The 25,083-nt window shown below is 69.8% G+C and carries 24 protein-coding genes, 3 tRNA genes and 1 pseudogene; 18 read left to right on the top strand and 10 right to left on the bottom strand.

Annotated elements, in window-relative coordinates; translation table 11 throughout:
• Positions 1-75 precede the first annotated feature (75 nt).
• Genes AB0395_RS32885 through AB0395_RS32900 form a run of 4 tightly spaced genes read left to right on the top strand, consistent with a single transcriptional unit; the run spans position 76 to position 4,599 of the window.
• The gene (locus AB0395_RS32885) at positions 76-1,920 is read left to right on the top strand and encodes a tetratricopeptide repeat protein (protein ID WP_366287853.1); all 1,845 of its coding nucleotides are present in this window, start codon (positions 76-78) and stop codon (positions 1,918-1,920) included.
• Between the two features lie 42 nt (positions 1,921-1,962).
• A complete protein-coding gene (locus AB0395_RS32890; protein ID WP_366287854.1) occupies positions 1,963-3,255 on the top strand; it encodes an MFS transporter in 1,293 nt (430 codons plus the stop codon).
• A 53-nt stretch (positions 3,256-3,308) separates the two neighbouring features.
• On the top strand, positions 3,309-3,437 hold the full coding sequence (locus AB0395_RS32895; RefSeq protein ID WP_366287856.1) for a hypothetical protein: 129 nt from the start codon (positions 3,309-3,311) through the stop codon (positions 3,435-3,437).
• A 58-nt stretch (positions 3,438-3,495) separates the two neighbouring features.
• Positions 3,496-4,599: a ThiF family adenylyltransferase gene (locus tag AB0395_RS32900; RefSeq protein WP_366287857.1), complete on the top strand. Its 1,104-nt coding sequence runs from the start codon at positions 3,496-3,498 to the stop codon at positions 4,597-4,599.
• A gap of 10 nt (positions 4,600-4,609) precedes the next feature.
• Here the strand turns inward: AB0395_RS32900 and AB0395_RS32905 are convergent, their stop codons facing one another.
• Positions 4,610-5,617: a phosphotransferase gene (locus tag AB0395_RS32905; RefSeq protein ID WP_366287859.1), complete on the bottom strand. Its 1,008-nt coding sequence runs from the start codon at positions 5,615-5,617 to the stop codon at positions 4,610-4,612.
• Between the two features lie 121 nt (positions 5,618-5,738).
• Between AB0395_RS32905 and AB0395_RS32910 the strand changes: the two genes are divergently transcribed.
• A complete protein-coding gene (locus AB0395_RS32910) occupies positions 5,739-6,140 on the top strand; it encodes a heme-binding protein (protein ID WP_366287860.1) in 402 nt (133 codons plus the stop codon).
• Between the two features lie 111 nt (positions 6,141-6,251).
• On the opposite strand, the gene AB0395_RS32915 is transcribed toward AB0395_RS32910, so the two are convergent.
• Together AB0395_RS32915 and AB0395_RS32920 are read right to left on the bottom strand one after the other, a co-directional pair.
• Positions 6,252-6,899: a response regulator transcription factor gene (locus AB0395_RS32915; RefSeq protein ID WP_366287862.1), complete on the bottom strand. Its 648-nt coding sequence runs from the start codon at positions 6,897-6,899 to the stop codon at positions 6,252-6,254.
• Positions 6,890-8,137: a sensor domain-containing protein gene (locus AB0395_RS32920; RefSeq protein WP_366287864.1), complete on the bottom strand. Its 1,248-nt coding sequence runs from the start codon at positions 8,135-8,137 to the stop codon at positions 6,890-6,892. Before AB0395_RS32920 ends, AB0395_RS32915 begins: the two co-directional genes overlap by 10 nt.
• A gap of 187 nt (positions 8,138-8,324) precedes the next feature.
• Between AB0395_RS32920 and AB0395_RS32925 the strand changes: the two genes are divergently transcribed.
• Positions 8,325-9,635 (top strand): acyltransferase, encoded by a 1,311-nt coding sequence (locus AB0395_RS32925; protein WP_366287866.1) that lies wholly within the window; start codon positions 8,325-8,327, stop codon positions 9,633-9,635.
• A gap of 101 nt (positions 9,636-9,736) precedes the next feature.
• Positions 9,737-12,229 (top strand): DUF3516 domain-containing protein, encoded by a 2,493-nt coding sequence (locus tag AB0395_RS32930; RefSeq protein WP_366287868.1) that lies wholly within the window; start codon positions 9,737-9,739, stop codon positions 12,227-12,229.
• Between the two features lie 15 nt (positions 12,230-12,244).
• Here AB0395_RS32930 and AB0395_RS32935 read toward each other — a convergent pair whose 3' ends face one another.
• Positions 12,245-12,637, bottom strand: coding sequence for an MmcQ/YjbR family DNA-binding protein (locus AB0395_RS32935; RefSeq protein ID WP_366287870.1), 393 nt, complete (start codon positions 12,635-12,637; stop codon positions 12,245-12,247).
• Between the two features lie 39 nt (positions 12,638-12,676).
• On the opposite strand from AB0395_RS32935, the gene AB0395_RS32940 reads away from it, so the two are divergent.
• Complete coding sequence (locus AB0395_RS32940) at positions 12,677-13,201, top strand: DUF2087 domain-containing protein (RefSeq protein ID WP_366287872.1); 525 nt, start codon at positions 12,677-12,679, stop codon at positions 13,199-13,201.
• Between the two features lie 133 nt (positions 13,202-13,334).
• On the opposite strand, the gene AB0395_RS32945 is transcribed toward AB0395_RS32940, so the two are convergent.
• Positions 13,335-13,904: a hypothetical protein gene (locus AB0395_RS32945; protein ID WP_366287874.1), complete on the bottom strand. Its 570-nt coding sequence runs from the start codon at positions 13,902-13,904 to the stop codon at positions 13,335-13,337.
• Between the two features lie 320 nt (positions 13,905-14,224).
• A complete protein-coding gene (gene dusB / locus AB0395_RS32950) occupies positions 14,225-15,379 on the bottom strand; it encodes a tRNA dihydrouridine synthase DusB (RefSeq protein WP_366287876.1) in 1,155 nt (384 codons plus the stop codon).
• A gap of 92 nt (positions 15,380-15,471) precedes the next feature.
• Between dusB and AB0395_RS32955 the strand changes: the two genes are divergently transcribed.
• From AB0395_RS32955 to AB0395_RS32970, 4 genes are all read left to right on the top strand, one after another.
• The gene (locus tag AB0395_RS32955) at positions 15,472-16,122 is read left to right on the top strand and encodes an amino acid-binding protein (protein ID WP_366287878.1); all 651 of its coding nucleotides are present in this window, start codon (positions 15,472-15,474) and stop codon (positions 16,120-16,122) included.
• A gap of 75 nt (positions 16,123-16,197) precedes the next feature.
• A tRNA-Gly gene (locus AB0395_RS32960) sits at positions 16,198-16,269 on the top strand.
• A 25-nt stretch (positions 16,270-16,294) separates the two neighbouring features.
• A tRNA-Cys gene (locus tag AB0395_RS32965) sits at positions 16,295-16,365 on the top strand.
• Positions 16,366-16,379: 14 nt separating this feature from the next.
• Positions 16,380-16,454 (top strand) — tRNA-Val (locus AB0395_RS32970).
• 75 nt (positions 16,455-16,529) lie between these two features.
• Here AB0395_RS32970 and AB0395_RS32975 read toward each other — a convergent pair.
• On the bottom strand, positions 16,530-17,666 hold the full coding sequence (locus AB0395_RS32975) for a vWA domain-containing protein (RefSeq protein WP_366287879.1): 1,137 nt from the start codon (positions 17,664-17,666) through the stop codon (positions 16,530-16,532).
• A gap of 229 nt (positions 17,667-17,895) precedes the next feature.
• Here AB0395_RS32975 and AB0395_RS32980 point away from each other — a divergent pair, with 229 nt between their 5' ends.
• The 4 genes from AB0395_RS32980 to AB0395_RS32995 all read left to right on the top strand — a co-directional run bounded on the left by AB0395_RS32980 (position 17,896) and on the right by AB0395_RS32995 (position 22,119).
• Positions 17,896-18,438, top strand: coding sequence for an RNA 2'-phosphotransferase (locus tag AB0395_RS32980; RefSeq protein ID WP_366287893.1), 543 nt, complete (start codon positions 17,896-17,898; stop codon positions 18,436-18,438).
• Between the two features lie 928 nt (positions 18,439-19,366).
• Positions 19,367-20,320 (top strand): hypothetical protein, encoded by a 954-nt coding sequence (locus AB0395_RS32985; protein ID WP_366287880.1) that lies wholly within the window; start codon positions 19,367-19,369, stop codon positions 20,318-20,320.
• Positions 20,321-20,392: 72 nt separating this feature from the next.
• Positions 20,393-20,776, top strand: coding sequence for a peptidase inhibitor family I36 protein (locus AB0395_RS32990; protein WP_366287882.1), 384 nt, complete (start codon positions 20,393-20,395; stop codon positions 20,774-20,776).
• A 578-nt stretch (positions 20,777-21,354) separates the two neighbouring features.
• The gene (locus AB0395_RS32995) at positions 21,355-22,119 is read left to right on the top strand and encodes a VOC family protein (RefSeq protein WP_366287883.1); all 765 of its coding nucleotides are present in this window, start codon (positions 21,355-21,357) and stop codon (positions 22,117-22,119) included.
• A 251-nt stretch (positions 22,120-22,370) separates the two neighbouring features.
• Here AB0395_RS32995 and AB0395_RS33000 read toward each other — a convergent pair whose 3' ends face one another.
• Positions 22,371-23,078, bottom strand: a complete 708-nt coding sequence (locus AB0395_RS33000; RefSeq protein ID WP_366287885.1) for a hypothetical protein — start codon at positions 23,076-23,078, stop codon at positions 22,371-22,373.
• Positions 23,075-23,389, bottom strand: coding sequence for a PadR family transcriptional regulator (locus AB0395_RS33005; RefSeq protein ID WP_366287887.1), 315 nt, complete (start codon positions 23,387-23,389; stop codon positions 23,075-23,077). The genes AB0395_RS33000 and AB0395_RS33005 overlap by 4 nt, the downstream gene beginning before the upstream one ends.
• A gap of 223 nt (positions 23,390-23,612) precedes the next feature.
• On the opposite strand from AB0395_RS33005, the gene AB0395_RS33010 reads away from it, so the two are divergent.
• Together AB0395_RS33010 and AB0395_RS33015 are read left to right on the top strand one after the other, a co-directional pair.
• Complete coding sequence (locus AB0395_RS33010) at positions 23,613-23,954, top strand: helix-turn-helix domain-containing protein (RefSeq protein ID WP_366287889.1); 342 nt, start codon at positions 23,613-23,615, stop codon at positions 23,952-23,954.
• A 50-nt stretch (positions 23,955-24,004) separates the two neighbouring features.
• Complete coding sequence (locus tag AB0395_RS33015) at positions 24,005-24,664, top strand: NAD(P)-binding domain-containing protein (RefSeq protein WP_366287891.1); 660 nt, start codon at positions 24,005-24,007, stop codon at positions 24,662-24,664.
• A gap of 86 nt (positions 24,665-24,750) precedes the next feature.
• On the opposite strand, the pseudogene AB0395_RS33020 reads toward AB0395_RS33015, so the two are convergent.
• A pseudogene (locus AB0395_RS33020) lies at positions 24,751-25,083 on the bottom strand (hypothetical protein); the annotation flags it as partial.

Raw genomic sequence — 25,083 nt, forward strand, 5'->3', positions numbered from 1 at the left:
ACGTCGAACCCACAGAACCGGCGCCCAGCGATGGGCGCCGGCCCCCCGAACACATAAGCGACATAAAGGAGACTGGTGAGTCTGGGATCGTTCCCCCCGGAGAACCGCCCCCTCGCCCCCCTGCTCCTGTCCCCCGTGGACGCCGACCGGCGCCTGCGCGGGCCGTACACGGTCGCGAGCGCGATCGTCTCGGCCCTCGCACCCGTCGCGCAGCCCGAACTCGTGGCCCGCTACGACATAGAACTGCGGGCGGTGGCGCCCGACATGCACGGACTGATCCCGGTCAGGCGCCAGTCGATCGCCGGTCTGCTGCCGAAGGCGGAACGCATCCTGGTCCACGCGCCCCGCCGTACCCTGCGCCTGTCGAACGGGATCGCCGAGTTCGTCCGCGAGTACCTGTCCGAAACCGGGGCCAGGACACTCGTCGTCGAGAACCTCCACGAGGCCGACCCGACCGACCGGGAACTGCTGGCGGTGCTGCGCCGGCGGATCGGCCCCGAGCTGCTGACCGTGGTGACCGGTGAACACGCCGTCCCGGAGGAACCCCTCAGCCCGGAGACGCACGACGCGCTCGCCGACGAGTTGGAGCGGGAGGGGACGGTCGGGGCACGGCTCGGCGCGATCCCCTACCACCGCGAGCACGGCACCGATCCGCGCAAGGCGGTCGAGGCGTTCCGCTTCGCTGTCGAGTGGTGCCTGGAAGCGGGCTGCCACGACGCGGTCGCCGAGCTGGGCACACGCGCGTTGGCCCTGGCGGACCCTCGGGACACCGAGCCGGAGACCTGGTGGCGGCTGCTGCACAGCACCGCGACCGCGCTGGGCGCGCTGCACCGCGAGTCCGAGGCGGAGGCCCTGTTCGATCGGGCCAGGCGGGAGAGCGTCTCCCCCGCCACGCACGCCGCCGCCGCCTACACCACGGCCATGCTCAAGGTCCGCAACCACGACCCGGCGCTGCGCGACCTCGACGCCGCGCTGGCCTGGGTGAACCAGGCGATCGCCATCTCCACCCTGCTGCCCGATCCGCGTGAGCGGGCGTTCAAGCTGGGGTTCGACCTCAACGGCCGGGCTCTGGTCGAGGTGCGCCTCGGCCGCCCCGGCAAGGCGCTCGAACTCGTCCAGGAGGCGATCGACCTGGCGGAGCGGGACCTGCCGCCGGGTGCCCATCCCATCCACCGGATGGTGCTGCTGGCCAACAAGGCGCAGCTCGCCGTCATGCTGGGCCGTCCCGACGAGGCGCTGGAGAATCTGGACACCGTGATCGCGATCGATCCCGGCTACCCCGACTACTACATCGACCGGGGAAACCTGCTCCACCGGCTGGGAAGGCTGGAGCCGGCGGTCGCGGACTACGAGACGGCGATGCGGGTCGGCCCGCCCTTCCCCGAGCCGTACTACAACCGGGCCGAGATCCGTTTCTCCACCGGTGACCACCAGGGGGCGCTCGCCGACCTGGACCATGCGCTCGCGCTGGACCCGGAGTTCGTGGACGGGCTGGCCAACCGGGCGGGGCTGCTGGTCGCGCTCGGCGAGTACGGCAGGGCCAGGGCGGACACGGAGGCGGGGCTCGCCCTCGACCCGCTCAACCCGTATCTGCTGTGCGCGCTCGGCCAGGTCGAGATGGCGGAGGGCCGCCCCGAGCGGGCCGGAGCGGCCTTCGACAGGGCGCTGGAGATCTCCCCATCACTGGCGGCGGCCTGGGCCAGCCGGGGGATGCTGGCCTTCGAGACAGGCGATCCTGAGGGTGCGGTCGCCGACCTCACCCGCGCCCTCGAGCCGGGCGCGGACCCGGTGCTGCTGTTCAACCGGGCGATGGCGCTGCGCGCCGCGGGGCGTGAGGAGGAGGCGGTGGCCGATCTCACGCGGGCGCTGGACCTCTCCCCCGACGACGATGAGATCCGGGGGGCGCTACACCACCCTTGACAACCTTGTTACCCCCGGGGAAATAGCGCATCATTCACCAGCATGAGCGCCCTCCGAAGTTTGACACGGCAGTGGCTCGCCGGCTCGGTGATGGGTAACCGCCAATTCCGGACTCTTTGGATAAGTCTGATCGCCTCCGTCGCCGGAGACCAGATCTTCCCCGTCGCGGTGGTCGTCTCGCTGCTGGACGCGGACGGCGACGCCACGGCGGTCGGCATGGTGCTCGCCTCGCGCTGGGCCGCCCTGGTCCTCTTCGGGCTCTTCGGCGGCGTGTGGGCCGACCGGCTGCCCAGGCGGCACGTCATGCTCGCCTCCCAGGCGTTCCTGTGCTGCGTGGTCGTGGTCGGCCTGTCGGGCGTGACGTCGGCCTGGGTGCTCGGCGGGATGGTCTTCCTCGCCGGCGCGGCCGAGTCGTTCTTCCGCCCCGCCTTCCAGGCGTGCCTGGGGTCTGTGCTCACCCCGGAGCAGCGGCCCGCGGGCGCGGCGCTGAACGCCGTCTCGTGGCGCGTCGGCGCGATCGCCGGCCCCGGCCTGGGCGCGTTCCTCGTGTCGGCCGCCCCGGTCAGGACGGCCTTCCTGGCGGCCCTGGGGGCCTTCGTGGTCAGCCTGTGTGTCCTGCTCCCCCTAAAGGAGCCGGTGGTGGCCCGCACGGCCCGCGCCTCGGCCTGGCTGGAGATCGCCGAGGGCGTGCGTGAGGTCTGGCGGCGGCGCTGGATCGGCACGATCATCGTGGTGACCGCCCTGCAGTCGATGCTCACGATCGCTCCGAGCCAGGTCCTGCTCCCCGTCCTGGCCAGGGAGGACTTCGGCGGTTCCGCCTTCTACGGGACCAGCCTCGCCCTGCTGTCGGTCGGCGGCCTCGCGGGAGGGGTCGTCAGCATGGCCTGGAAGCCCCGGCGGGCCGGCCTCGCGGCGATCGCGGGGCTGATGGCGTACGGGCTGGTGCCACCGGCCCTCTGCCTTTCGCAGGCCCCGTGGGCCGTCTACTCCTGCTTCGCCCTGGCCGGGTTCGGGCTCGAGATCTTCGCCGTGCAGTGGGTGGTCTCGCTCCAGCGCGAGGTGCCCGCAGAGCGGCTGGCCCGTGTCGTCTCGCTGGACTGGATCGCCGCCTCGGCGCTGACCCCTCTCGGCCTGGTCCTGACCGGTCCCGCGGCCTCGGCGCTGGGGGTCGTGCCGGTGCTTGTGCTGTCCGGCCTCGCGGGCGTCGCCCTGCCATTGACGGCGCTCCTCACTTCAGGCACGACATACTTCAGAAGTAAATACCGTCCAAATCCCACTAATGCCGAAGAAAGGGTTGAAGTCGTTTCCTTCGCCTCCCATTATGATCATCAGTAAGGCGGGACAGCTCGAAGGAAAGACCAGCACCACCGATTCGGATGGAGTGCGTGATGGCCGGAAACGACAAGAGCCAGCAGCCCACCGAGGTTACTGCCGAGACCAAGACCAGGATCCGCATCCGCAAGCTCGGCAAGATTGAGATGGCCGGCAACGTCGCCAGCAACTCCAGCGGCAACTGACGCCGAGGGTTTCGCCGGTCCGGTGCCCCCGTGACACCGGACCGGCCCAGGAGACGCCGTGCGGCTGCCAAGAGTGAAGAGGGAACACGCCGCCTACCGGCTCGCGGACGGCAGGATCCGGATCGGCGGCCAGATCTACGGCGTGGCGGAGGAGATCGAGGACCCGGACGGCCTGGTGTGGGAGGCGCTGCGGGCGATGGACGGCACCCGCACCCCTGAGGAGATCGCCGAACGCCTGACCGGCGTTCCCCCCTCCGAGGCGGCCGAGCTGGTCGGTGAGCTGATGCGGTCCGGCCATGTCGAGGACGCGGGCGCGACCGTACCCGACGAGCTGACCCCGCGTGAACGGGAGCGCTACAGCCGAAGCCACGCGTTCTTCCGCTGGGCGGACCTCACCCCGAGGGAACACGGCTGGGAGGCCCAGCTCCGCCTGCGCAGGGCCCGGGTCCTCCTGCTCGGCCTCGGCGGGACGGGGGCGACGGCGGCGCAGGCTCTGGTGGCCTCGGGTGTCGGGACCCTGCACTGCGTCGACGCCGACCTGGTCGAGCTGTCGAACCTCAACCGGCAGGTCCTCTACTCGGAGCGGGACGTGGGCAGGCCGAAGGCCGAGGCCGCCCTGGAACGGCTCCGCGCCCTCAACTCCGACGTGCGGGTCACCGGCGAGAGGGCGCGCACCACGTCCCAGGAGGACCTGGCCGGGCTCCTGGCCGGTTACGACGTCGTGGCGCTGTGCGCCGACGAGCCAAGCGGGCCCGGCGGGATCAGGGTGTGGACGAGCAGGGCGTGCGCGGCCGCGGGACTGCCGTGGGTCGGCGGAGGCTACAACGGCCCCTTCGTCACCGTGGGCGTCTTCCTGCCCGGCCGCGGACTCTGCTACGAGTGCGTCATCGGGGCGCAGGAACGGCGCAGGTCCCGGGAGTCTCCCCTGCACGCCGACTCCCGGGGTCTGTCCGTCGACCTCGGCGGCCCCGGTGTGACGGCCGCCTCGGCCGGGATCTCCGGCCACCTGGTCGCGAACGCGGTCGTCAGGATCGTCACCGGCGTCCCCGAGATCTGCGCGAACTTCATCCACGGGGTCAACCTGATCGCGCCCGACCAACTCGTCTTCGGCGAGTACGGCGAGCACGCCGAAGGCGAGGGATGCGAGCGCTGCCTGAGCTGACCCGAGGACGTCAGGGCCGCCGGAGGGCTCCGGACAGATAGCGCTCCGCGAGCTCGCAGGTGCCCTCCGTGTACCCCGCGCCGAGCTCGGCGGCGATGTCCACGCCGGTGTGCGTGCCGATCCAGGCGACCAGCAGCAGGCGGCGGAACATGATGAACGTCCAGATCTCGGCCTCGTCCTCGGACGGCAGGTCGAGCACCGCGCGGTAGCCCCGCAGCCACGAGTCGACCATCTCCGGGACCCGGGGGTCGTGCTCGATGAAGCTGACCGCCGCCGCCAGGTCGTAGAGGTACCAGCCGAAGCCGCAGTCGTCGAAGTCGATCACGCTGGGCGCCCTGTCGTCCGTCACCAGCAGGTTGGCCAGGCGCAGATCGGCATGGATCAGGCCGTAGCGCCCAGGGCCGCGGCCGAACCGGTGCAGCCGTTCCCGCAACTCCTTGTCGAGCCGTTCGAGTACGGCGAGGGCCTCCCGGTCCACACCTGCCCCGTCTCGCCAGCGGCCCCAGCGCGACTCGGCGCCGAGAGCGGCGTCGTGGTCCCAGCGGAAGCGGGTGAACCAGGACGGGGGCCGCCAGCCGCGCGCGTGCCGGTGCATCCGGGCGGTGAGCGCGCCGAGCCGCTCGAACCCGGGCACAAGCCGGTTCCGCGGCGGTTCCACACCGGGCAGGAACTCGAACATCACACAGTCGCGGGGCTGCGCGCCCGGGACGGTCAGCACCCGCCGCCCTCCGGGGGCCGGGAGCACCTCGGGGGTCCTGACTCCGGCCTCGCACCTGAGCGCCTCCAGCCAGGCCAGCTCGGACAGGATCGCCGGGGTCGAGTGGTAGCCCAACCGGTGCACCCGCAGGATGAACCGCCTCCCGGTGGCCGGGTCGTCGACCCGGTAGGTGGCGTTCTCCGACACGTTGATCAGCGTGACCTCCGCGTCCGGCAGGCCGTGAAGACGGACCGCGTCACGAGCGGTGCCGTGTACGCGAGCCAGCACGTCGCCTCCTGCGGACAGGTCGTGGGCCTGCATGGATCCTCCGTATGAGCGCTTGGGACTTCCGATCCACCGTGGGATCTTGCATCCCGCCTCCCGGCATGGATACAAAGCAGATTGTCCACTTCGGATGTGTCGAGGGTGAGTGAGGAGCCCGGTGAACCTCGAACTCGCGCTGCGCATGTGTGAGGCCGCGGTGAAACAGGCCGTACGGGAGGGGACTCTCGTCTCGGTGGCCGTGGTCGATGCGGGCGGGCACCTGGTCGCCTTCCAGCGGATGGACGACGCGGAGATCTCAGGCCCGGACCTCGCCTCAGGCAAGGCCTACACCTCGGTCGCGCACCGGATGTCCACCGCCGACCTCGCGCCACTGGTCGCGCCCGGCGGGGCGCTGTACGGCCTCGCCGGAGACCGTTACGTGTGCTTCGGTGGCGGGATTCCGCTCAGGGAGCAGGGTGAGAGCGGCCGGATCGTGGGCGCCGTCGGCGTCAGCGGCGGAACCGTGGCCCAGGATGTGGCCTGCGCCGAGGCAGCAGCCGCCCTCTGGGACAGGGCGTAGGCGGTGAGGATCGGGCGATCTCGCCCTCCGCGGCGACCGGAAAACGGATCTTCGTGTCGCCTCGGAAACGCCTGACCTGGGCCTCGGAGGCGCAGGCGGGCGGGACGGGCCTCAGGAGCGCAGGTAGGCGAGGACGGCGAGGACGCGGCGATGCTGGTCGCCGTCCTCGGCGTACAGGCCGAGCTTGGCGAAGATGCTGCGGATGTGCTTTTCGACCGCGCCGTCGCTGATCACGAGCTGGCGCCCGATGGCCGGGTTGGACCTGCCCTCCGCCATCAGGCCGAGGACCTCGCGCTCTCGCGGGGTGAGCTGGGCGAGCGGGTCGTCGCGGCGGCGCCGTACCATCAGCTGCGCCACCACCTGCGGGTCGAAGACCGTACCGCCCGCCGCGACCGTGCGCAGGCCTCCCAGGAAGTCGTCGACGTCGACCACCCGGTCCTTGAGCAGGTAGCCGACCGCGCCTCTGGCGTCGGCGAGCAGATCGTCCGCATAGGACACCTCCACGTACTGGGACAGGATCAGCACCGGGGCGCCCGGCACCCGCCTACGCGCCTCGACCGCCGCCCGCAGGCCCTCGTCGGTGAAGCTCGGCGGCATCCGGACGTCCACCACCGAGACGTCCGGCCTGTGCTCGACGACGGCCTCGACCAGGCGGTCGCCGTCGCCGACGGCGGCGACCACCTCGCACCCGAACTCCTCGAGCAGCCTGATCAGGCCCTCCCTGATCAGAACCGCGTCGTCGGCCACGACTACCCGCACGGAACCTCCGCTACGATCACCGTCGGCCCGCCCATCGGTGAATCCACCGCCAGCGATCCGTCGACCGCCTTCAGACGGTCGACGAGACCGGACAGGCCATGTCCCTTGGCGGTGTGCGCACCGCCGACCCCATCATCCCCGATGGTGAGCAACAGGACGCCACCGGCCTTGCTCAGGGTCACCGTGCAGATGGTCGCGTGGCTGTGCTTGGCCACGTTGGTCAGGGACTCGGCCACCACGAAGTAGACGGTGTTCTCGATCGCGGCGGCGAAACGACCGGTCGTCTGGATGTCGAGCTCGACCGGGATCGTGCAGCGGCCGGCCAGCGCCGCGAGCGCGGGGGCCAGGCCTCGGTCGGTCAGGATGGGCGGGGCGATACCCCGGGAGAGGGCGCGCAGCTCGTCCAGGGTTTCCCTGGTCGAGGTGATGGCCTGGCTGAGCATCTCCTCGACCGCCTGCGGGTCGCGCTTGAGCTGACGCTGGGCCCGCGACAGGTCCATGGCCAGGGAGACCAGGCGCTGCTGCGGCCCGTCGTGGATGTCACGCTCGAGGCGGCGCAGGGCGTTCGCCTCCGCGGAGACCGCCGCGGCCCTGCCCTGGGCCAGGTCGTCGATCCGCTCGTGCAGCTCGGCGACACCGGTCAGCATTGCGCGGCCGAGACCGGCCTGGATCAGCGCGGCACCGCGGAGCATCACCGGCAGGGTGAGGGCGAACAGCAGGCCGATGACGGTGTTGAACACCACCTCCATCAGGACGCTGTCGCCGAACCCGAGCAGCTCGGCGAGACCGTGGTTGTCCGGGATCCGGGCGACGATCCACCCGTAGATCGGATAGGTCAGGCCGAGGATCGTCCCGGCCCACCAGACCACCGCGACGACGAACGTCACGACGGAGATCGGGAAGGCCACGATGCCGTAGAGCAGGTCGAGCCACGACTGCCCGCTGGTCAGCGGGTTCACCATGCGGCGGAACCACCCCGCGTTCTCCGGCGCGGGCCTGTAGCGGGGGTGGGGCACGGGGCGGCCGAGCACCTCGGGCAGCATCCGCCGTTCCACGTCGGCCATGCCCCGCGCCACCAGCAGTGTGGTCGCGAGGATCGGCACGCCGATCCAGACGACCACGGTCCCGATGCCCGCGGCGAAACCCGTCAACGCCAGGGAGAAGAAGATGACGGACACGGGGAAACCGACGAGCAGGTATCTGGTGTCGGTGCCGATGCGGCGCAAGACGGTTCTCATGACGCCAACGGTATGAGCGCCGGAGGTGCGGATCGACCCTGTGCACCCGCGTCCGGGGGTAGGGCTGTCCCTACCCCCGGGAGGGGGGTGATGGTGAAGGCAAGACGGATGCGGGCGTTACTGCGCCGGCCAGGGGCGGCGCGGGAGGGTCGTAGCACGCTCCCCTCCGTTAAGAATCGAGATCCCCGTGACCGTCCTCGTCACCCGCTCCGCGGCCCGCACCGCGCCGCCACCACCGGGACGCGACCCGTTCATCGACCTGCTGCGCGTTTTCGGCATGGCTTTGGTCGTACTGCAGCACTGGAGCATGCCGGTGCTGTCCTTCGCCGAAGGACGGATCTCCACGGGGAACGCACTGTCGACGGGCTGGGCATGGGCGATCACCTGGATCAGCCAGGTGATGCCGCTGGTGTTCTTCGCGGGAGGCGCGGCCAACGCGATCAGCTGGCGCGGCTCGGTACGGCGCGGCGAGACGATCCCCGCCTGGCTGGCGGTACGGCTGCGCCGCCTGGCCCTGCCGGTGGTGCCGCTGGCCGCCGTCTGGATCCCGTTGCCCCACCTGCTGCTGGCACTGGGCATACCGCAGCAGCCGGTGGACACGGCCTCGCGCCTGGCCGGGCAGCTGCTGTGGTTCCTGGCGATCTACCTGGTCGTGGTCGCGGTGACTCCGCGGATGCTCAGGCTCAACACGGTGTACGGCTGGCGCGTGCCCGTGGCGCTGGCCGCCGGGGCCGTCGTCGTCGACGTCGTGCGCTTCGCCACCGGGCTCGAGGTCGCCGGGTTCCTCAACATCGGGCTGGTCTGGCTCGCGGTGCACCAGCTCGGCTTCCTCTACGCCGACGGCCGCCTCGGCCGCCCCTGGACCCTGGCGCTCGCCGGGTACGGCACGGCCGCGGCGCTGGTGGCCTTCGGCCCGTATCCGGGCAGCATGATCGGGATGCCGGGCGCGGCCGTTTCGAACATGGCGCCGCCGACGGTCGCCCTGCTGGCGGTCGGCATCGGCCAGATCGGGCTGGCCATGGCACTGCGCCCGTGGATCACGGAGTTCGCGCGGTGGCCCGGGGTCGCCAGAACGCTCCGCTGGGCCGGTACCAAGATGATGACCGTCTACCTCTGGCACATGAGCGCGCTGTTCGTGGTGACCGCGGTGGTCGTGGTCGGCCTCGGCGTCTCGACTCCCGAGCCGGGGACGTCGGCCTGGCTTTCCGGGTGGCCGCACTGGCTGCTCATGCTCACCCTGGCGCTGTGGCCGCTGCTGCGGCTCTTCGCCCGGTTCGAGGCACCTTCTGCCGCCTCGCCGTACCGGGGAGGGATGGCCAGAATCGTGGTGGCCACGGCGCTCGCCGGGGCGGGCCTGCTGATCTTCACGGTGATGGGCTTCGTTCCCGGACCGTTGCCCCTGGCCGGAGTGGGCATGCTCCTGACGGGTCTGGTTCTGGGCCGGTCGTACCCTCCTGCCCCCGCCCCGTCCACTTCATCATCTTTTAGTGTGATTTGACAGGATTCAGTGACTGCAGGTTCGGTATTTTCCTCACGATGTAACCCCCTCCATCGCCCGAGCCGGTCCGACCACCTCCAGTTCTTCGGCAGTATTGAACCGTGAGCCTTGTAGATCGCCTGCCAGAAGAGATCGACGCCGACCCCGACACCATCTTCGACGCCTTCGTCGGATGGAACGCCGAGCGGGGGCTCACCCTCTATCCCGCTCAGGAGGAGGCGCTGATCGAGGTCGTCTCGGGGAACAACCTGATCCTGGCGACCCCGACCGGCTCGGGGAAGAGCCTGGTCGCGGCCGGAGCGCACTTCACCGCGCTCACCCGGGACGTGCGCACCTTCTACACCGCGCCGATCAAGGCCCTGGTCTCGGAGAAGTTCTTCGACCTGTGCGCGGTGTTCGGCACCGAGAACGTCGGCATGATGACCGGGGACGCCAGCGTGAACCCCGGCGCCCCGATCATCTGCTGCACCGCGGAGATCCTCGCCAACGTCGCGCTCCGCGACGGCGCCCAGGCCGACATCGGCCAGGTCGTGATGGACGAGTTCCACTTCTACGCCGAGCCCGACCGGGGCTGGGCCTGGCAGGTGCCGCTACTCGAACTGCCCAATGTGCAGTTCATCCTGATGTCGGCGACGCTGGGCGACGTCACCAGGTTCGAGCAGGACCTCACCCGCCGCACCGACAGGCCGACGGCGGTGGTCAAGAACGCCGAGCGCCCGGTCCCCCTGGTCTACTCCTACCGGCTCACCCCCCTCCACGAGACCCTGGAGGAGATGCTCACCACCAACCAGTACCCGGTCTACGTGGTGCACTTCACCCAGGCCGCGGCCATGGAGCGGGCACAGGCGCTGATGAGCATCAACATGTCGACCAAGGCGGAGAAGGAGGCCATCTCCGCCATGATCGGCAACTTCCGCTTCACCACGCGCTTCGGCCGCGCCCTGTCACGCCTCGTACGGCACGGCATCGGCGTCCACCACGCGGGAATGCTCCCCAAGTACCGCAGGCTGGTCGAGCGGCTCGCCCAGGCGGGCCTGCTGAAGGTCATCTGCGGCACGGACACCCTCGGCGTCGGCGTCAACGTGCCGATCAGGACCGTGCTGTTCACCGCGTTGAGCAAGTACGACGGCAACAAGGTACGGCGGCTGCGCGCCCGCGAGTTCCACCAGATCGCCGGACGGGCGGGCAGGGCGGGCTTCGACACCATCGGCTACGTCGCCTGTCAGGCCCCCGAGCACGTCGTAGAGAACGAGCGGGCACTGGCGAAGATCGGCGACGACCCCAAGCGGCGGCGCGGCTACGCCCGTAAGAAGCCGCCGGAGGGATTCGTCGGCTGGAGCGAGGAGACCTTCGAGAAGCTGCAGAGCGCCGAGCCCGAACCGCTGACCTCCCGGTTCAAGGTCAGCAACGCGATGCTCCTTGCGGTGATCAACCGCCCCGGCGACTGCTACGCCGCGATGAGGCACCTGCTCACCGACAACCACGAGGAGCGCAAGTCGCAGCGGCGGCACATCAGCCAGGCCATCGCGATCTACCGCTCGCTGCTGGCGGGCGGCGTGGTCGAGAAGCTGGCCGAGCCGGACGAGCAGGGCCGGATGGCCCGGCTGACCGTTGACCTGCAGGAGGACTTCGCACTGAACCAGGCGCTGTCCACCTTCGCGCTCGCGACCCTCGAGCTGCTGGACATGGAGTCGCCCGCCTACGCCCTGGACATGGTCTCGATCATCGAGTCCATCCTCGACGACCCGAGGCAGATCCTGTCGGCGCAGCTCAACAAGGCGCGCGGAGAGGCCGTCGCGCAGATGAAGGCCGACGGCATCGAGTACGAGGAGCGGATGGAGCTCCTCAACGAGGTCACCTACCCGATGCCGCTCGCCGACCTGTTGCTGGGCGCCTACGAGACCTACCGCCGCGGCCACCCCTGGGTCGGCGACTACACCGTCAGCCCCAAGTCGGTCGTCAGGGACATGTTCGAGCGGGCGATGACCTTCGCCGACTATGTCCAGTTCTACGAGCTGGCCAGGTCGGAGGGCACCGTCCTGCGCTATCTCGCCGACGCCTACCGCACCCTGTCGCGAACCATCCCCGAGCACCTCAAGACCGAGGATCTCATCGACCTCATCGAGTGGCTCGGCGAGCTGGTCCGCCAGGTCGACTCGAGCCTCCTCGACGAGTGGGAGCAGCTGCAGAACCCGACCGGCGAGCTGGAGGCGCCCTCCCTGGAGGAGAAGACCAAGCCGGTCACCGCCAACAGCCGCGCCTTCAGGGTGCTGGTCCGCAACGCGATGTTCCGGCTGGTCGAGCTGGCCGCGATCGAGAGGGAGGAGGAGCTGGCCGAGCTGGCCCCCGACGTCGACTGGGGTGCCGCGCTCGACGCCTACTACGACGACCACGAAGAGATCGGCACCGGCCCCGACGCCCGCGGCCCCGGCCTGCTCCGCATCGAGGAGGAGAAGGAGCTCTGGCGGGTCCGCCAGGTCATCGCCGACCCGGCGGGCGACGGCGACTGGGGCATCGACGCCCAGGTCGACCTGGCCGCCTCGGACGAGGAGGGCCGCGCCGTGGTCCACGTCATCGGCCTGAACAGGTTGTGATCGTGTTTCGGCGCCTCAGTCGTCCGTGAGGTCTCCGGCCAGCGGGGCGAGGCCGAGGCGCGCCTCGTAGTCGGCGGCCAGGCGGCGCGGGGCGGTCAGGCACCAGGCCTCGGTGACCACCTCGACCAGCTCCTCCGGATCGACCTTCGCCAGCTGAACCTCCACCCAGCCGAACTGACCGCTGGTCCAGGAGAGCCCGTAGACCTCCGGGTTCTCCCCGACCATCGCCGCCCGCTCGGCCAGGGTCGCCTTGAGCTGCGCGCTCTGCTTGGCCTCCGACAGGTAGCCGAACCCCTTGCCCCTGACCCTGAGCCCGACCCACTCCTCGCTGTGCTGGGCCAGCTGGACCTCCGGAAGCCCCGACGCGATCCGCAGGAACTCCTCGGGGCTCACTCCACGACTGTTCATCAGGCAGAGGTATCAGATGGGACCGACAAGAATGAGGGCATGAGCGACGATCAGATCAGGCAGGTGCTGGGCCTGCTCTACCAGGAGGACACCCTGCGTGTGCTGTCCGCGCTGGTCCTGGCCGGTGGTCCCGAGGAGTCAGGGCTCGGCAGGGAAGCCGTACGGCGGGCGCTTGACCGGCTGGAACGCGGCGGGCTCGCCGTACGGGGTGAGGAAGGGCGCTGGGAGGTGCGGCGGGAACGGTTCCGTGAGCTGCTGCACGCCACGGCCAGACCCGCCACCCCCTCGGTCTCCCCCGAGGAGAAGGTCCTGCAGGCCTTCCTCGTCGAGGGGCGGCTCAGGGCGATCCCCACTAGACGAGAGAAGCAGCTGGTCGTGCTCAACTACATCGTCCAGGTCTTCGAACCCGGGATCCGCTACCCGGAGAAGGAGGTGGACGTCGCGCTGCGCGCCTTCCACGACGACTATGCGGCGCTGCGCCGCTACCTGGTCGACGACGGGCTGCTGAGCCGGGAGAACAACGTCTACTGGCGCAGCGGCGGACCGGTCGACCCGAGGGGCTGACACGCCGCCGCGCCCTCGACAGGACGAGGACGCGATCCCGCTGCCGGGTCCGGGGGGCGGCACATGGTTCTGGAGGACGGCTGGCCCCGGAGACCCGCCCCGCGCCGGTACGGCGGGAGTCCGCGTCCTCGCCCTACCAGGCCAGGACGGAGACGGCCTCCATCCGCCTGGACTCCCCCGTGGTGCCGCGTTCGACCGATCCCGGCGCCACCGCGCAGGTTCCCCCCTGCCAGCCGATGTCGGCCAGGTGCGCGTCCAGGCAGATGTTGGCCGTGGACGTGTAGATCCGCAGGGCCTCCATCCTGCGCGCCTGGCCGGTGGTTCCCACCTCGATGACGTCGCCCGCGTATCCGCAGCGCCACCCCTGCCAGCCGATGCCCGCCAGGTGCGCCTCCGCGCACATGAAACCGGCGTTGGTGAACCGGATCCTGAGTGCCTCCATGGCGCGGCTCTGCCCGGTCGTGCCGGCGGTGACCCACGAGCCGGTCGCGCAGCGCCATCCCTGCCAGCCAACGTCGGCCAGATGCGCGTCCAGGCAGAAGGTCGGAGGGGCGTTCCGGGATGGAGCGCCGGTCGTCACCGGATCCTCAGGCCGTCCCGGCGCCACCGCCCCGGCGTCGGCGGGCGCGGCGAGCACCGCTCCGGCGACCGGCAGGACGGCGGCCACGGCCAGCCACCGCCCGACACGCGCAAAAAGCTTCATGTGGTCTTCCCCTTCGCGAGAACCGTCCTGACCCGCGGCCCGGGTTCCCTCTCCGGGCGCGTTCACCGATCCGCACCTCGTCGACCTGCGATTCCGTCACGAGGTGAGACCGGTCAAGATCAGGATGGTTATCGGGGCGGCCGTCCCGCGTCATCGACGCTCCGATATTGACCTCTGATGACCTTCGCAAAACGCCGGACAAGCGAGCGGCCGAGAGCTGGACGGCGGAGACCCGCGCGAGAGGCGGGCGGCGCGAGTCCCGGCAGGAAACCGGCGCCGGAGCCCCTGCCGGGAAACACGCGGCAGGGTCCGGGGCGCTGTCAGCCGCCCGAGGTCTCCAGCTCGGCGTCGGCGCCGGGGACGACGACCTCGTAGGGGTCGTCCAGCCACCCGGCGGGCAGGTGAACGCGGTCACGCGGGTGGGTTTTGCCTCTCGGCGCGTCGACACCCTCCGGCCAGGGTTGCAGGGGGTCCAGTTCCGCGAGGCCCTCCCTGAGGCCCGTGAGGGTCTCCGAGGTGGCCAGGCGGCGGCGAAGGTCGGCGCCGACGGTGAAGCCCTTGAGGTACCAGCCGACGTGTTTGCGGAAGTCGGCCACGGCGTGCTGCTCGCTGCCGAAGCACTCGGCCAGCAGCGTGGCGTGCCGGTCCATCGTCGCGGCGACCTGGCCCAGCGTCGGCCTGGCGAGCCGGCCGTCGCCGGCCCCGTCGCTCTCCCCGTCGCCTCTTCCGAGGGCGCACGCCGCCGCCAGGTCCGCGAACAGCCAGGGACGCCCGAGGCAGCCCCTGCCGACGACGACGCCGTCGCATCCGGTCTGCGCCATCATCCGCAGCGCGTCGGCGGCGCTCCAGATATCGCCGTTGCCGAGCACCGGGATCTCGGTCACCGCCTCCTTGAGCCGTGCGATGGCCTGCCAGTCGGCGGTCCCGCCGTAGTGCTGCACCGCCGTACGACCGTGTAGCGCGACCGCCGAGATCCCCTCCTCGACGGCGATCCGCCCCGCGTCCAGATAGGTGAGGTGGTCGTCGTCGATCCCCTTGCGCATCTTCATCGTCACCGGCAGCGTGCCCGCGTTGCGCACCGCTTCACGCAGGATGGCCCGCAGCAGGTTCCGCTTGTACGGCAGAGCGGACCCACCGCCCCGCCTGGTCACCTTGGGCACGGGGCAGCCGAAGTTGAGGTCCACGTGATCGGCCAGGTCCTCCTCGGCGATCATGCGGACGGCCCTTCCGACGGTCACCGGGTCGACGCCGTAGAGCTGGATGCTGCGGGGCTTCTCAGCCGGGTCGAACCGGATCATCTTGAGCGTCTTGGCGTTGCGCTCGACCAGTGCCCGCGTGGTGATCATCTCGCAGACGAACAGCCCTCCGCCCTGCTCCCGGCAAAGGGTACGGAAGGGCGCGTTGGTGATCCCGGCCATGGGTGCGAGAACCACCGGTGGCCAGACCTCGAGCGATCCCAGTTTCAACGACTCCACCTGGTGTTTTTACCGCACCGGGCTCGGTGGGACGAATCATCCGCGGATAGGGTGACCCTGGCGTACGTCACACGTGACAGCGGAGGACGTGGATGCTCCTGCGAGTGCGGATCGCACTGCCCGACCAGCCGGGGTCGCTGGGAAACGTCACCCGTGCCCTCGGCACCGCCGGGGCCGACATCACCCAGATCGTCGTACTGGAGCGCGGCGGGGGTCAGGCGATCGACGACGTCACCGTCTTCTGGCCGGACTCCTCTCCGAGGGAGCTTCTGGCTGACAGCCTTGCGAGCGTGCCCGGGGTGACCGTTGAGGGCGTGTGGGGCACGCGTGAGGCGCCGGGCACCTATCCCGAGCTGGAGATCCTCAAATACATCACCACGGCGGGAGACCGCGCGCTGGCCACACTGATCGACTCCATGCCGGTGCTGTTCAGCGCCGACTGGGCGGCGGTGGGAACCGAGGACGATCCACGCGCGCTCGTCCACTCCAGCTGGCGTGCCCCTTCCGAGGTCCCCTTCCCCCGGGAAACCCCGGGCCGCCCGACGGCGGCCACCTTCGACTCCGGTCTTCACGTGATCACCGCCCCGCTCCCGCCGCTGGCCCTGACCCTGTTGCTGGCCCGTGCGGACGGTCCCGCCTTCCACCGCGTCGAGGTGCACCGTCTCACCCGCATCCTGGAGATCTTCCTCACCCTGCCCGCCGTTGAGCGCGGCGTGGCCAGGAGGCTTCACCGGCCCGGCTGACAGCGGTTACGCAAGCATCCGGAAAACCCGCTAGAGTTCTCTCGTTGCCGCAGGGGAAACACCCGGCGAAAACACGCGGAAGTGGCTCAGTGGTAGAGCATCACCTTGCCAAGGTGAGGGTCGCGGGTTCGAATCCCGTCTTCCGCTCGAAGGGTCTTCGGGCTCTCACTCCGGTGGAGTGGCCGAGAGGCGAGGCAACGGCCTGCAAAGCCGTGTACACGGGTTCAAATCCCGTCTCCACCTCTCGTGTTTCATGAGGACGATTAGCTCAGCGGGAGAGCGCTTCCCTGACACGGAAGAGGTCACAGGTTCAATCCCTGTATCGTCCACCATCACCTGTCGCGGGTCAGAGCGCATGCCTCTGACCCGCGATTCGCGTTTTCCCTCACGGATGCGCCCCTGTCCGGCTAGGAGAGGCGACGTAGCTCATCGCTCACCAGCCGCACGACCAGGTCGTCCAGCGCGAGGACGGCGTACTCGGAGACGTGATACTGGTTGCCGCCTCCCGGGGAGGCACCGCCTGCACCGCCTGCACCGTAGGTGAGGAAGGTGAAACGTCCCATCGTGAGCTGAGCGAGCTGCCGGAACACGTACTCGCCCTGCTCGTCGAGCCCGGAGGAGGCGATCGGCTCGACCTTGATCCCGCGCTGGGCGGCCTGGAGCGCGTCGGCGGCGTAGTCCGGCGCGTCCTGGTAGTCGAGGTGGGGCGGCGCGTCGGCGATGAGGAACACGAGCTTGACGGCGCCGTTGTCCCAGGAGGGCTTGTTCAGAGCCTCGTGCAGGGCGGTGCTCAGGTCCTCGGGGCCGTCGCCCCCGCCATCGGCGCCGACCTCGACCAGAGCCCGGCGGAAGGCTCCCACGTCAGAGGTGAAGTCGGTGGTCCGGGTGAGGTAGGCGTCACCCCGGTCCCGGTAGAGCGTCATGCCGACCTGGAGTTCGGGATTCGACTCCAGCTTGCCGATGCGCTCGGCCACCGAGTCCACGCTCGACTTCAACCGGTCGATCTCATCGCTCATCGAGCTGGTCGTGTCGATGAGGAAGAGCACCTGAAGCTTCGCGCGCCCCTCCGGGCGGACGATTGGGAGCACCGCCTGCGGCGGATCGCCCTTGGCGACGGCCGTGGTCCCGCCGTAGGTGACGGTGATCTCGCCGGACGGACGCGTGAGCAACATCGCCCGCCCGTCGGCGTGGGTTCGCATCTCCTGGTCGCCCGCGCGAACGACGGCGCCGAACACCGGCCTCGTGTTCCGGTCGACGACGGTGACGATCCGGCGCCCACTCACGTCGACGTCGTGCACGGGCAGGCCGCGACCGGCGAACTCCTTGCGGTAGCGGAGATAGTCGGAGAACACCGCGTTGTCATCGACGCTCCCCGCCTGTAACCCCGATTGCCGTGGTTCTCCTGCCGCGCCTGCCGGGCCCGGCCCTCCCGAGGCCGCGGACACGGCGGCGTCCTCAGGAGGGGAGGTTGCGCCGCATCCGGCGGCGAGCATGACGGTGGGGAGCACGAGGGCGGCGAGAACGCGAACGCGATGACGTGTCATGCCTCTTCCGACGAAAGACGGCGTCCCGGAGTTCGGCGCGGAGCCCCACGGTGACCGTTCTGTACCTGACACGTGATTTCATGGGGCGGCGAACGGCCCTGGAGGCGCTGGCCGGGAGGGAAAACATGTTGGCCCCCGCCGCGCCGACGCGCGACAATTCGCGGAATTCCGGGAACCGAATCCGGTGACCCGAATGTCAGAGCCGCCCGGTCGCGGCGGGGAGGACGTGATGGACGAGCGGCGCATGGTGCGGATCTCCAAATACCTCGCCAAGCATCTGCGGCACCAGCCGGAGCGGATCGGGATCACGCTGGACGCCCACGGCTGGGTCGGGATCGACACACTTCTGGCCGCCGCCGCCGCGCACGGCTTCCCCGTCTCCCGCGCCGAGCTCGAGCGGGTCGTGGCGGACAACGACAAGCGGAGATACGTGATCGACGGAGACCGCATCCGGGCCAGTCAGGGCCACTCGGTGGCCGTCGACCTCGATCTCCCGGTGGCCGAGCCGCCCACTTTCCTCTATCACGGCACCGTGGCCCGGAACGTGGCGGCGATCCGCGCCGAGGGGCTGCGGCCGATGAACCGCCACCACGTCCATCTCTCCCCCGATCGGGAGACAGCCACCCGCGTCGGAGCCCGTAGAGGCGTCCCGGTCGTCCTCGTCGTGGACGCCGCCGCGATGCGCGCCGCCGGGCACGAGTTCCGGCTCAGCGCCAACGGCGTCTGGCTCACCGACCACGTCCCCCCATCGTTTCTCCGTCTTCTCGATTGACATCCTCCCGGCCCCAGAAAGGCCGGGATTCCCGGCCGAAACCGGGTGGTTCGCGGTTCACAGCCCGGCCCGGCGGCTGGAGGGCTCCCCGCGCTGCCCCCCATGCCCTGGGGCGGTCGTGCGATGTCGGCTTGGTTATCGCCGACCCCATCACCGGAGCGAGCCCCGCAGAGAACATCCGGAGAACACCACGAGGGACCGTTCCGCATTTCCTCCCCGCCCCGGGGGCATCCATGCTGGAGAAACGTGGTGAGGCGGTACGCCGTACCGGATCCACGGCACAGGGCGGCAGCGGTTCAGCCGAGGCGGGATCGCCGGGCTCACCGGCGGAGGCGATCCTGACCGCTGTCTCGCCCACTCGGAGAACGGGACGGTCGAGGTCATCGGCTCGGGACCGCTCCGCTTCTTCCTCAACTTCCACGAAGGCGTCGACATCGCGGACGAGGGCCACGAGGATTACCCCGTCCGCATCGGCGCAACGGGCAGGCTGGGCGACGGCACCGAGATAACGCGCATCATGCACGCGTTCGGGACGGTCCGCGGGGGCTGTGCGTCCAGCTGACCATACAGTTCCCTGCCGGCGCCCCCGAGCATGTCTTCGTCGGGCATCGGTGGCACTTCGCGTGCGAGTTCGTCAACCGGCTGAAGGCGGCGCACGCCGCCTCGTGACGGGGAAGCGCTCTTCTCCCTCAAGGCCCTGCACGGTTGTTCGGTTTAGTTGTTCGGCGTTGTCCGGTCGGCCTGGTTGTCCGCAGTTGTTTATACGGCGCTGACGCTCCGACCGTGAACAAAAACCGGCGGCTATGAAGGAGTCCGTCCACCGCCGTGGCGGACGCCGCCGGCACCGGCGGAGGCGACTCGAACCGAAACGCCGGGAAGCGACCCGGGCGACGGCCGCAGGAGCCGGGCCAAGAAAGGGTTTCACCCCATGCTCACGCAGCGATGCCTACGCGCCCCGAAAGCCGGGGCAAGCGGTGCGGATTTCACCGGGCGCGCCCGGCTGCTGGCCTCAGCCGCCTGCCTGGCGGTCGCCGCGCTGTCGGCGGCCGGCTGCGCGGGCGGCTCCGCTGAGCGTGCCGTCGCCCCACTCTCGGCGGCCGAAACAGCCCGTCTCGCCCAGACGGAACTCGTGCTGACGGGCCGGTGCATGGAGGCTCACGGCTTCCGTTTCGACACCGGAACGCCCCCGGCGGCCGCCGGCGAAGCCGACAGTCGCCATTTCGTCTTCGGCGTGGACGACATCGCGTGGGCGAAAGCACATGGATTCGCCCAGCCGGACGTGCAGGAGGGCGATCTGAAGCAGGAGAAAAACCCCAACGCCCGCTACTTCGAAAGCCTTTCCACGGCACGTCAGTCGGAATTCATGAAAGCTCTCTACGGCGACGCGAAATCGCGACGTGTCGCGGTCAGGCTGCCGTCGGGACACACCATAAGCGCCAGCGCGGAAGGCTGCCAGGCGGACGCCCAGGAAAAGCTGTACGGCGATTTCCGCACATGGTTCAACAACCAGACCATCACAGGCAACCTGAAGGCCGAAGTGATGCCGAAAGTGCTCGCCGACCCACGATTCAAAGCCCGGCAGCAGCAGTGGGCCCGGTGTATGGCGGACGCCGGTCATCCGACCGAAAGCATCCAGGCGTTCCGAGCCGCCTTCGTCGCCGAGAAGGCGCGGCTGACGGAGGCTGCGGCGACGCGCCTGGAACGGAAACTCGCGGTCACGGAAGCTCGGTGCGTGAATTCCACGCAGCTGAGCACAGTGGGCCGGGAGGTGCAGGAAACCTACACCAGGGAGGTGTTCGAGAAGCACTCCGGAACGGTGAACAGATATCGCGCCATGCAGCGCTCCGCACTCTCCCGTGCGCAGGCGCTGGCAAACGGCTGATCACGGCGCAATGCGCGCCCGTCCCCCTCGGTCCAGCCGGACACGAAATCACCGAGAAAGGAACAGATCAACATGAAGATGCGTATGAAGGTTCTGGCCGCCTCCGTCGCGGCACTCGCCGGAGCACTGGTGGTCTCCGCGCCGAACGCCGCCTCCGCCGGCACGGGCAACTGCGCCAGGGGCTACTTCTGTGCGTGGGTCGACGCCAACTACGACGGCGCGGGCGCCACCTGGGCCGGCAGCGACTCCATCTGGCCGAGCTTCATCTGGAATGAGGACTCCTCCTGGTCCAACAACGGCATCCAGGGCCCCGGCGTGCCGGCCTGGGTCAGGGTCTACTCGCTGAACTTCCAGCAGGGTTCCCAGAACCTCTGCATCGGCCCCGGCCAGAAGATCAGCTACAACGCCGGCGCCAACGACAACGGCCAGTCGCACGGCTGGTACAGCGGCTGCTGACCGGCTGAGCCCGGCCTCGTCGCTCTCGCCTCCATGAGGGTGCACCGTTCTTCGGCACCACACGGGCCGTGGCCCCCTCTCCGGCCCGCCCCCGGGCTCGACGGTGAGACGGCCCGGCGAGAGTGATCGGTTGTACGGCGCGCGGAGTTCCCGGCGAACGGAGTCTCGATCAAGAGCACCCCTGCCGTCCAGGAGCTTCGCGCGCCGGCCCCTTGGACGACCGCGCCCCTGCGCGGTTCCCCTCCGGCCGGCTCGCGTTCCCCGGGCGAGCCGGCCGGACGGCGGATGGGCGAATGAGACCCGGACGGCGGACGGCCGGGGGAAACGGCGTGAGACGGCACGAGACGGCACGAGACGGCGTGAGACAGCGTGAGACGGAACGCGGGCCGGTCGCACACGGCACGACTCGCCGGACAGCCCGGTCACCGGACTGTCCGGATCCCGATACCTCGGTGACCGGAAATTGTCGGTGGGCCCTGCCACGCTGAGCGGACAGCCCGACGGGTGACGTCTCCTCTGGAGACACCCCAGCCCGGACGGCGAGCCACCGATCACACGAACCTCTCCAGGAGCACGTCATGCTCACCACCGACTACGTCTCCGGCGCCCCCAACTGGATCGACCTGGGATCGCCCGACATCGAGGCCGCGACCGCCTTCTACGGCCCCCTGTTCGGCTGGAGCTTCCAGTCGGCCGGCCCCGAGGCGGGAGGCTACGGCTTCTTCCAGTTCGACGGTAAGACGGTCGCCGCCGTCGGGCCGCTCGACGAGGGGGCGACCTCCGCCTGGACGCTCTACTTCCAGACCGCCGACGCCGACGCCACCACGAAGGCCGTCGAGCAGGCGGGTGGCACCGTGCGCTTCACACCGTTCGACGTCTTCACCAACGGCAGGATGGCCGGGTTCACCGACCCCGGCGGCGCCGAGTTCGCCGTCTGGCAGCCCGGCACGACCACGGGCCTGGACCTCGTCACCGCCCCCGGCTCGCTGGCCTGGACCGAGCTGTACGTCCCGAACCCGGACGCCGTCCGCTCCTTCTACCAGTCGGTCTTCGACTGGAAGACTCGGGACATGCCGTTCGGCGACGCGACCTACATCATGTTCTCGGCCGCCGAGGGGGAGAACGCCGACCAGGGTGGCCTCATGCCTCTCCAGGAGGGCGACAGGCCGCACTGGCTGCCCTACTTCGAGGTCCCCGACGCCGACGCGACCGTCGCCCTGGCCCAGGAGCTCGGCGGCGTCGTCCTCGTTCCCGCGACGGACATCCCCGATGTCGGCCGCTTCGCCATCCTCTCCGACCCCCACGGCGCCCGCTTCGCCGTCATCACCAGCACCCCCGCCTGAGCGGACCGTGAGGCGGTGTCCGGCCGCTGTCATCGATCGGCCCGGACACCGCCTCACGGCGCCCGCTTCACACGACCGGCACCAGCAGCGCCTCAACACGGGTGAAACAGGTCATCAGTTCCTGACGAGACGCCGCCAAGCTGATCGATGCGGGGAGACGGACGTGGTGAAGGCGGACCGGTGATGACGACTGCCGCTCGCTTCCTGGCATGCGGCCGTACTCGGAGCTCGCACGAGTGACCGGGACACGGTCAGACGGACAGCTCGCGCCCGCGTGAGGCGACCCGACCACCGAGGAACCCGAGCACCCCGCCGACGACGGTGAGGACGGGAAGGAGGACGGCCGCCCCTGTCAGGAGACTGACGTTCATGTACGAACGCATGGAGGACCAGCCACTGGAGGCGAACGCCACGACCTTGTCGTGCTGCTGGCTGACCAGGCCGAAGAACAGGTTGTCGATGGCGAGGAACGTCACCGTGATCGTGACGCCGATGACCAGTCCCGCCACCGCCCCGCTCTTGGCCCCGGCGTTCCTGGTGTTCGCACGGCGACGGCCACGCCCTCCGATCACGGCCAGCAGGATCCCGATGAGCAGATACATCCCCAGGATCAGGATCTCGTTGCCGAGATCCCCGTCACTGTCGTCGGGGCCGCCGGGGAACAGCACGTTGGTGAGGAAGGCCACGATCGCGACGAGACCGCCGACGAGAAGTCCGTCACCGGCTCCCCGACGTAAGGCGCCGTCGGCTGAGAACACTGTCATCACATGTCTCCTGACCAGGTAGGCATCGATCAGGCCCGCGACGAGGTCGAGGGCCAGGGGGAAAGTACGTTGCCCGCGGTCGTCGGCCAGCTCGGTGACCAGGTCGGTGAACTCCTCGCCGTAGCGCCGTCGCCACCAGCGGGGATAGAGCCCGGCCAGGAAGAGCAGCAGGCGCCCGCGTGTCCCGCCGTTCATGTGTCCGTCGCCAGACGGAACAGGCCGATCTCGGTCACGGCACGGGCATGCTGGAGATACTCCCGCAACGCGGCGGTCCCGGCCTCGGTCATCCGGTAGGGGCGGCGGCGCTGCTCCGCCGCCAGCGGCTGGACCAGCCCCCGCTGCTCCAACCGGGTCAGCGCGCCGTACAGGGTGCCGGGTCCCAGCCTCACACCGGCGAACTCCTCGATGTCGCGCAGCAGCGCGTATCCGTGTTTGTCGCCACCGGCCAGACTGCTCAGGATCAGCACCGCCGGATCGGCGAATCGCCCGAGTCCATCAAGGTCCATCCGCTCACCATCCTTATTACGTGCCACGGTATATCGTGCCACGTAATAAATAGCCCTCACAAGGCTCATGGCCGAGCTTCAGTCCGTGCCCTCGCCCTTCTCGTTCGTGGCGCCTTTCTCTCACCGCCCGCACCCCGGCGACGGCCCACGCGACCTCCGGCGGGCTCGCGTCGCCCGAAGCGCGGCACACTGAGGTCGTGACGACGCCCCCGTGGAGCAGCGCTTGAGTGAGTTCGACGTGTTCCTGGCCGACTGTCCCGCTCGCACCACACTGGAGCTGATCGCCGACACCTGGTCGGTCGTCGTGGTGTACGGCCTGGGGCCCGGCCCGCTGCGCTACAGCGACCTGCGCGACCGGATCGGCGGAATCAGCAACAAGGTGCTGACCCAGACCCTGCGCAGGCTGGAGCGCGGACGCCTCGTCGAACGGCGGCCGCTGGCCACCGCACCGCCAGGCGTGGAATACCGGCTGACCGGCCTCGGGCGGAGCCTGCTGGAGCCGGTTTCGGTGCTCGCCCGGTGGGCCGAGAAACACGCCGACGAGCTAGGGGGCGACGACGGCTGACACCGTGTGAGGCACCGAGGGGTTCCCCACGTCTCCCTACCGTCCTGGCCATGAGAATTGGAATCTTCGGCGCCGGGGCGATGGCCGACGCACTCGGTACCCAGTGGGCCGCCGCCGGCCACGAGTTGATGATCACGGGCAGGACGCCGGCCAAGGCGAGGGCCCTGGCCGACAGGTGGGGCGCCCGCGCCGGCGATGTCGCCGAGGTCGCGGAGTTCGCCGAGGTGGCTCTGATCGCGGTCCTTCACCAGGACATTGCGAGCGTGCTGACCGGGATCGGCGATGGACTGCGCAGCAAGGCGATCATCGACTGCAACAACCCGGTCGAGACAGCGCACTTCACGCTGGTCACCGATGCGGGCCGGTCGATGGCACAGGACATCGCGCGGGCCACCGGCGGCCACGTGGTCAAGGCGTTCAACCTGTGCCACGCCCGGGTCTGGGAGATGCGCCCGCCTGTGTTCGACGGCCGCCGCCTGGTCGTGCCCTACTGCGGTGACCACGCCGCCGCCTGCGAGAGGGCCAAACGCCTGATCACCGACCTGGGGTGCGAACCGCTGCCGGTCGGCGACCTGCGTCATGCGCACCATTTGGAGGCCATGGCCGCGATCGTGATCTCACTGCTCTTCGGCGGGCACGATCCTCACACGGTCTTCAACCTCATCCAACCCGCTACGGGCCGCGCGGGCACGCCACCGGAAGTCGCCTGACCGGCGCCGCGCGTGCCGAGGTCGGCGACGCCCGCAACGAACCGCTCGGCGAAGTCGACCTCGACCCACCAGGCCCGCTCGACGGGTCAGGAAGTGGAGGAGGGCTCGGGCGTCCCGTTCGGCCATATGCAGTACGACGAGGCTCCCAAACTCAATACGACGTTGTCGTCGGGCCCGGTGGACGCAAGGGAAAGCAGGAAGTCGTCGGGACGGGAACGGCCTGAAATGTTGAGGCCGTTCGGAGAGACACCCTCGATGTAGTGGCCCTGCTGCTCCCAGTACTGAGCCTTTTTCAACCTGAAGCCGCAGGTCATGGAAGCGGTACGGCGTGCGGCATCTGATCGACAAAGAAAGAAGCCCCTGGTAGAAGGGTTGTCGACCAAGATCAACCTATGCACCAGAGGCTTCGAGTTGCTGTT

It is taken from the genome of Streptosporangium sp. NPDC051023 (genome assembly GCF_040689595.1).
Taxonomy (GTDB): Bacteria; Actinomycetota; Actinomycetes; order Streptosporangiales; family Streptosporangiaceae; genus Streptosporangium.

Excerpts from the sequence above, each read along its gene's own strand:
- AB0395_RS32905 (WP_366287859.1), bottom strand. The coding sequence starts at position 5,617 with ATGCAGGCCCACGACCTGTCCGCAGGAGGCGACGTGCTGGCTCGCGTA.
- AB0395_RS32975 (WP_366287879.1), bottom strand. The coding sequence starts at position 17,666 with ATGACACGTCATCGCGTTCGCGTTCTCGCCGCCCTCGTGCTCCCCACC.
- AB0395_RS32955 (WP_366287878.1), top strand. The coding sequence starts at position 15,472 with ATGCTCCTGCGAGTGCGGATCGCACTGCCCGACCAGCCGGGGTCGCTG.
- AB0395_RS32895 (WP_366287856.1), top strand. The coding sequence starts at position 3,309 with ATGGCCGGAAACGACAAGAGCCAGCAGCCCACCGAGGTTACTGCCGAG.
- AB0395_RS32890 (WP_366287854.1), top strand. The coding sequence starts at position 1,963 with ATGAGCGCCCTCCGAAGTTTGACACGGCAGTGGCTCGCCGGCTCGGTG.
- AB0395_RS32980 (WP_366287893.1), top strand. The coding sequence starts at position 17,896 with ATGGACGAGCGGCGCATGGTGCGGATCTCCAAATACCTCGCCAAGCAT.
- AB0395_RS32935 (WP_366287870.1), bottom strand. The coding sequence starts at position 12,637 with ATGAACAGTCGTGGAGTGAGCCCCGAGGAGTTCCTGCGGATCGCGTCG.
- AB0395_RS32940 (WP_366287872.1), top strand. The coding sequence starts at position 12,677 with ATGAGCGACGATCAGATCAGGCAGGTGCTGGGCCTGCTCTACCAGGAG.
- AB0395_RS33005 (WP_366287887.1), bottom strand. The coding sequence starts at position 23,389 with ATGGACCTTGATGGACTCGGGCGATTCGCCGATCCGGCGGTGCTGATC.
- AB0395_RS32990 (WP_366287882.1), top strand. The coding sequence starts at position 20,393 with ATGAAGATGCGTATGAAGGTTCTGGCCGCCTCCGTCGCGGCACTCGCC.
- AB0395_RS33000 (WP_366287885.1), bottom strand. The coding sequence starts at position 23,078 with ATGAACGGCGGGACACGCGGGCGCCTGCTGCTCTTCCTGGCCGGGCTC.
- AB0395_RS32920 (WP_366287864.1), bottom strand. The coding sequence starts at position 8,137 with ATGAGAACCGTCTTGCGCCGCATCGGCACCGACACCAGATACCTGCTC.
- AB0395_RS32945 (WP_366287874.1), bottom strand. The coding sequence starts at position 13,904 with ATGAAGCTTTTTGCGCGTGTCGGGCGGTGGCTGGCCGTGGCCGCCGTC.
- AB0395_RS32985 (WP_366287880.1), top strand. The coding sequence starts at position 19,367 with ATGCTCACGCAGCGATGCCTACGCGCCCCGAAAGCCGGGGCAAGCGGT.
- AB0395_RS33015 (WP_366287891.1), top strand. The coding sequence starts at position 24,005 with ATGAGAATTGGAATCTTCGGCGCCGGGGCGATGGCCGACGCACTCGGT.
- AB0395_RS32995 (WP_366287883.1), top strand. The coding sequence starts at position 21,355 with ATGCTCACCACCGACTACGTCTCCGGCGCCCCCAACTGGATCGACCTG.